Raw genomic sequence first — 3715 nt, 5'->3', positions numbered from 1 at the left:
CCCCCCCCCCCACCCCACCCCGGACCGCCCTTGTGACCGAATCGGACGATCCCTGTCGGACCGTTATTCGGGTACCTTCATTCCATGCCGGTCTTCGCCGTAGCGGGCCTGATCCTGCTCGCAGCTCTCGCCGTGCGTCTGCGAATCGGGAGCGTGGTCGCCATCGCGATGAACCTGATATCGCGCAGCAAATTCGAGCGGGCCCTGATGACGCCGGTCTCGCTGGCGATCGGTGTGGCGTTCCTGGTGGTCACGCTGACCGCATAGGGGCGGGGCTCGGGTAGACCCAATGTCGTTCGGCGAGAGCACTGGTGGTGAGGTTGAGTCGGGTGCCGGAGCTCGACGCAGTCGCCCTGGGAGCCGCTGCGGGTGGACTGCTTCCAATCAGAGTTCAACACGCACGACGTATGTCAGCGTGTCAGGGAGAACCTCGCGGAAGCGGCCGACAGCGCGGCGGTCGTGGATGTGGCGAGCCCCGTACTCCGACTCTTTCGACTCCGGCTCCTACCGAGTCGAGTGAGACGACTGTCAGGATGAAAGGGCCGGTCCCGGCAGGGATCGGAAGTCCTGTGTCATCGGTCTGACCCTTGCGACGACTGGCCCTGGAGTGCCTTCTTGCCGGCCTGCCGACCGGCGTCGACGAGTTCAAGAGGAGTGGACATGGCGGAATTCTCGCAGATCCCGGCCGACAGCTACAGTCCAAGTTGAACTCAAGATCAAATCATTCTCGGTCCAGTCCGGTTCCTGCCCGCAGGCTGTTGACGGCCGCCGTTAAATCGTGCGACGCGTGGCCGAGCGCGTCACCTGCCGGCCGGCCAGTGCCTCCGGGCGGCAGCGGGCCCCGCGCATTCGAAGCACCGGCCTGACCTACGTCCCGCTGCTGGGACGGACGATGAGTCGCAGGACCACACCGAGGCCGAAGGCGATCATCCCCGCGTTCAGCCAAGCCCACGGATCGCCGCCTTCGTCTCCCGCCCGCGCCCCGACCAGGCCGCGGGGGTCGTACTCGACGCGGACGTGTTCCGATTCTTCCGTGCAGCAGTCGAGTCCGACGTCGAAGTCGGGCTCCTCGGGCGGCGGCTCGCCCGTATCCTTTTCGAGCAGCACCTCTTGGCCGGCGCAGTCGAGGTCGTACGCGGTCTCCCAATGCGTGCCGAAACGTGCGTCGACCCGGTACGTCTCGCTGCCGAGCACCTCGCAGTCCTCGACCTCGCCGCGGTAGTCCAAGGCCAGGTCGTAGATGCCGATGCCGAAGGCGGTGCCCGCCACGACCAGCGGCATGGAGAGCAGGGCTCCGGCCCGGCGCTTGTGGCGGGCCCAGTCGATGAACGCGAAGACGCTGTACCAGAGCAGGCCGAGCACGCCGGCCGAGATCCCGTAGGAACTCGACTCGTCGGAGTCGCGCAGGAACGCGTCGTACCACAGCGCGGCCACGACCGACCCCATCGCGATCGGCGGCAGGACGAGCGCCATGACCCAGTCTGCCCAGCTCAATCGGCGGGACCGGCGCTCGGTCTCGGTCGTATCGCGCTGGTCGGTCATGGACGTCAGGTTACGAACCGTCCACAACCGTCACCCGCTCTTTAGGCGGCGAAGACCTGGTCGTCGTCGGCGAATGCCTTGAACTCCAGGGCGTTCCCGGCCGGGTCCAGCAGGAACATCGTCCACTGCTCGCCGGGCTGCCCCTCGAAGCGGACATACGGTTCGATGACGAAGTCGGTCCCGGCCTCGCGCAGGCGGTCGGCCAGCTTGTGGAACTCCGGGACGGTCAGGATGAGTCCGAAGTGGGGCACGGGCACGTCGTGGCCGTCGACGGGGTTGTGGATTCGCTCCTGGCGTTCGGGCGCGAGGTGGGTGACGAACTGGTGGCCGTGGAGGCTCCAGTCGACCCAGGTATCGGAGCTGCGGCCCTGCTTCAGGCCGAGCACTTCGCCGTAGAAGCGGCGAGCGGCGTCGAGGTCGTCGACCGGCATCGCCAGGTGGAATCGCGGGATAGGTGAGTCGAGGACGGTCATGGCGGGCGCCTCCTGAGCGGGCCGGGAACAGAATGTCGCAATGTTAACATTGCGACATGCGATAGGCTGGACTCCATGCCCGAAACCGCACGCGTGTCCCCCGCCCGCCGCCGAGGACTCGCCGACGAAGTGGCCGACAGCATCCGCGAGGCCATCTTCTCCGGTGCCTACGCCCCCGGTTCGCAGCTCCGCGAAGTCGAGCTGTCCGGGGCCCTGGACGTGAGCCGCGGCCCGGTCCGCGAGGCGCTGCTGCGGCTCGAACGCGAGGGCCTGGTCCGCAGCTCCTGGCACCGCGGCGCCACTGTCACGCCCCTGACCGGCGAGGACATCTCCGAGATCGACAGCCTGCGCGGCGCGCTCGAACACCTCGCGGTCGAGCACGTCATCGAGCGCGCCACCGAATCCGACCTGGAGGCGATCGAGGTCGCGGCAGAGCGGATGGACCGTGCCGCCGACGCGCACGAGATGGTCGGTCTCGACATCGCCTTCCACGACGCGGTCTACGCCGCCGCCGGACACCTCCGGCTCGAGGAAGCATGGCGCGCCATCCGCTCTCAGGTCCACCTCTTCCTGCTCACCCGCGTCGGCGTCAGCGATGACGGGTACCTCGCTCACCTGCCCGGCGAGCACCGCGAACTGGCCGCCGCACTCCGCGCCCGCGATACGGGGGCCGCCCAAGAGCGGTTCGCCGCCCACCGCCGCCACGCGCTCGACGTCCTCACCGGCGGCGACCCGGCTTAGCGGCCGCCTCGTACAAACTCGTCAACCAGTTGATCGAGGCCGTCCCCTCCGCCGTCGCAGGTGAACAGCCGCTGTTCCTGACCATTGCCGACACCCGCGGCCAGGGACAACACACCGACGTATCGCTTTGGCACCTCATCCGATCGACTCCTGCGACCATCACATGGTTCAGCGACGAGGAGTTCTCCAGCATCAAGTGGCTGTCGCTGCCGCAAGTGCTTGACGAACCGATTGAGACACTCGATCCGCACCTACACCGTTTCACCGCCAAACTCGCGGAAGCCTTCTGACGACCGGGCCGGCACGCGTCGATCCGCTGACGCTGACTGCCAATTCCCCGGCCAGTGGGGCCGGCCTCGCCTCAATTTCGGGACCAACTCCGACTAGCGGAATCATGGACGCGGCCACCGGGGCGCTCAAGGAGCTCTCGGTTCCGGTTCGGTGGATCCGACGGGACTACGAGACCTCCCCGATCGAGGCGCTTGCTTCGATCGGCTATGCGATATCCGTGCCGCAATCATGCGGTCTGCTGCCAGCATCGGATACTCAAGCCGTCCAAACTCAGAAGGACTCAAGGAGCAGACAACGATGAAGATGAGACTGGCGGCCAGTGCGATCGCTTTCGCCGCTGCGGCACTCGTCGGAGCCGCGGCCCCGGCCGCCGCCCAGGCCGCCGACATTTCCTCGCCCGCAGCGGTATCGGAGGCCGGGCCCCTGCCCGAGGTTCACTACCTCGGCGCCTACCCCACCAAGCCCAAGTGCCAGGACGTGACCCGCCAACTCGAGATCGACTTCGACGTCTACGCCTGGTGCGAGGCCGGCAACAACGACGGGCGCCTCGTCTGGAAGGCGTACTACTACTTCCGGTAACCGACCACCCTCGAGCCCGGCGCGGCGAGGGGGCACGAGGGATGACAGCCGGGCCGAGCTCGGTGCCGGTGGACGAGCGCTCGTCCACC

The 3715-nt window shown here is 67.5% G+C and carries 6 protein-coding genes; 4 read left to right on the top strand and 2 right to left on the bottom strand.

All coding sequences use genetic code 11. From position 1 onward, the window contains the following. Positions 1-84 precede the first annotated feature (84 nt). A complete protein-coding gene (locus JFB92_RS20970; protein WP_199043211.1) occupies positions 85-267 on the top strand; it encodes a hypothetical protein in 183 nt (60 codons plus the stop codon). Between the two features lie 600 nt (positions 268-867). On the opposite strand, the gene JFB92_RS20965 is transcribed toward JFB92_RS20970, so the two are convergent. Both JFB92_RS20965 and JFB92_RS20960 read right to left on the bottom strand, forming a co-directional pair. After that, positions 868-1542, bottom strand: a complete 675-nt coding sequence (locus JFB92_RS20965; protein WP_199043210.1) for a hypothetical protein — start codon at positions 1540-1542, stop codon at positions 868-870. 41 nt (positions 1543-1583) lie between these two features. Then, positions 1584-2015: a VOC family protein gene (locus tag JFB92_RS20960; RefSeq protein WP_199043209.1), complete on the bottom strand. Its 432-nt coding sequence runs from the start codon at positions 2013-2015 to the stop codon at positions 1584-1586. 75 nt (positions 2016-2090) lie between these two features. On the opposite strand from JFB92_RS20960, the gene JFB92_RS20955 reads away from it, so the two are divergent. The 3 genes from JFB92_RS20955 (at position 2091) to JFB92_RS20945 (ending at position 3626) form a co-directional block, all read left to right on the top strand. Continuing rightward, on the top strand, positions 2091-2756 hold the full coding sequence (locus JFB92_RS20955; RefSeq protein ID WP_199043208.1) for a GntR family transcriptional regulator: 666 nt from the start codon (positions 2091-2093) through the stop codon (positions 2754-2756). Between the two features lie 29 nt (positions 2757-2785). Then, a complete protein-coding gene (locus JFB92_RS20950; RefSeq protein WP_199043207.1) occupies positions 2786-3046 on the top strand; it encodes a hypothetical protein in 261 nt (86 codons plus the stop codon). A gap of 298 nt (positions 3047-3344) precedes the next feature. Then, positions 3345-3626 (top strand): hypothetical protein, encoded by a 282-nt coding sequence (locus tag JFB92_RS20945; RefSeq protein ID WP_199043205.1) that lies wholly within the window; start codon positions 3345-3347, stop codon positions 3624-3626. The last annotated feature ends 89 nt before the right edge of the window (positions 3627-3715 follow it).

Source organism: Glycomyces salinus (genome assembly GCF_016428645.1).
GTDB classification, from domain to species: domain Bacteria; phylum Actinomycetota; class Actinomycetes; order Mycobacteriales; family Micromonosporaceae; genus Glycomyces; species Glycomyces salinus.
This window is presented reverse-complemented; position numbering and strand designations above follow the sequence as displayed.

Excerpts from the sequence above, each read along its gene's own strand:
- JFB92_RS20970 (WP_199043211.1), top strand. The coding sequence starts at position 85 with ATGCCGGTCTTCGCCGTAGCGGGCCTGATCCTGCTCGCAGCTCTCGCC.
- JFB92_RS20965 (WP_199043210.1), bottom strand. The coding sequence starts at position 1,542 with ATGACCGACCAGCGCGATACGACCGAGACCGAGCGCCGGTCCCGCCGA.
- JFB92_RS20960 (WP_199043209.1), bottom strand. The coding sequence starts at position 2,015 with ATGACCGTCCTCGACTCACCTATCCCGCGATTCCACCTGGCGATGCCG.
- JFB92_RS20955 (WP_199043208.1), top strand. The coding sequence starts at position 2,091 with ATGCCCGAAACCGCACGCGTGTCCCCCGCCCGCCGCCGAGGACTCGCC.
- JFB92_RS20945 (WP_199043205.1), top strand. The coding sequence starts at position 3,345 with ATGAAGATGAGACTGGCGGCCAGTGCGATCGCTTTCGCCGCTGCGGCA.